Raw genomic sequence first — 1,362 nt, forward strand, 5'->3', positions numbered from 1 at the left:
GGGGTAACCTCTCTCCCGCTCCTCCTTAGTACTACTACGTTAAGTGTATTAAGTAAATCCTGACAGGTGACGATAGGTGATCCTCCTATGGCAAATCGGGCAGCGTCCCGTCCAGGTGGCGAGCAGACTCTGGATCAACCGCCGGATCTTCGGCAGGGTCAACCCAGAAGTTTTTTTTACTCCGGAGCGTCTCAAGGAGAAGGAACCCGAAAGCCATCATGTTCAACGTCACGTGGTGGTGCCAACCGCGATAGCCCCGACCTTCGTAGTGGTCGAGACCGAGCTCGTCCTTTTGCTGTTGATAGTTTTGTTCCACCTGCCACCTGATCTTGGCGAGGCGGACCAAGCGCCTGAGACCGGCTTGATGGGAAAGAGAGGAAAACCAGAACTTCGTCGGCTCCTTTTTCTTGTGGGGCCACTCCACGAGAAGCCACTGTCGAGGCGGTGGAGACCGATTCTCCCTGGAGCCATGGGCGGGGTTGACGCGAACTGCAGCAAACCGGGAGACCAGATGTCCCTTGCTCCCTTCTCGCCAGCGAATGGTTTTCCACCTCCACATGGGCCAGGTCTTACTATAGCCAATCACGGAGGTGGTCTCAGGCGCCCTCGCTCCCCTTGTCTTTGGAGGACGCCCCTTTTTGCTCTTTGGCGGGGGATGAAAGATGATCGTCTTGCTCTCGATCTCTACGACATAGGGAAGATCGCGATCAAGCAATCCTTGCCGAAACTCGACCACATCTCCATAGGCGCTGTCGGAAACCACAACCCCCTTGGGAATATCCCACTTCGATCCTTCATCAATGAGATCAAGAGCGATCTGCCACTTCTTCCGAAAGACCGTCCCCTCGGGGACCCCGACCTTCCTCATGCGTTCGGGATCCTTCGTCCAGCCCTCAGGGAGATACAGGTCAAAGGTAAGGGGCATGCAGGCATCGTCGGTTGCCAGGTTGAGCGATACGGCCACTTGACAGTTGGCCACCTTCCCGAGGGTTCCCGAGTACTGTCGAGCGACACCAACCGAGTGGGGGCCTTGTTTGGGAAAGCCCGTGTCGTCAACAATCCAGGCGCAGGCAGGAAGCAGTTCCCTGGCCACTTGTTCGGCAAGCCTCCTTCTTACCAGCATGGACTCCCAGGGACTCTGGCCGATGAACTGCTGCATGGCCTGGACGTTGCCGTCGGGAAGCCGACTCGCCATGGGTTCGATGGACTTGCGTTTCCCGTCCAAAAGAAGCCCCCGCACATAAGCGCTACCCCACTGGCGACGCTCGGCCCTTCCCACCGGTTCAAGAAGATCCTCGAGAAACTTCTCGAGGCGACCACGACACTCAAGCAGCTCTTTCTCGTCCATGGCCCCATCGTAGA

1 protein-coding gene is annotated in these 1,362 nt (G+C 57.3%); it reads right to left on the reverse strand.

Annotation, left to right across the window (positions count from 1 at the left end):
- Nucleotides 1-85 precede the first annotated feature (85 nt).
- A partial coding sequence (locus tag AC11W3_RS09005; RefSeq protein WP_484092878.1) for an IS701 family transposase occupies nucleotides 86-1,362 on the reverse strand: 1,277 nt, incomplete at its 5' end.

The organism is Geomonas sp. (assembly GCF_056994735.1).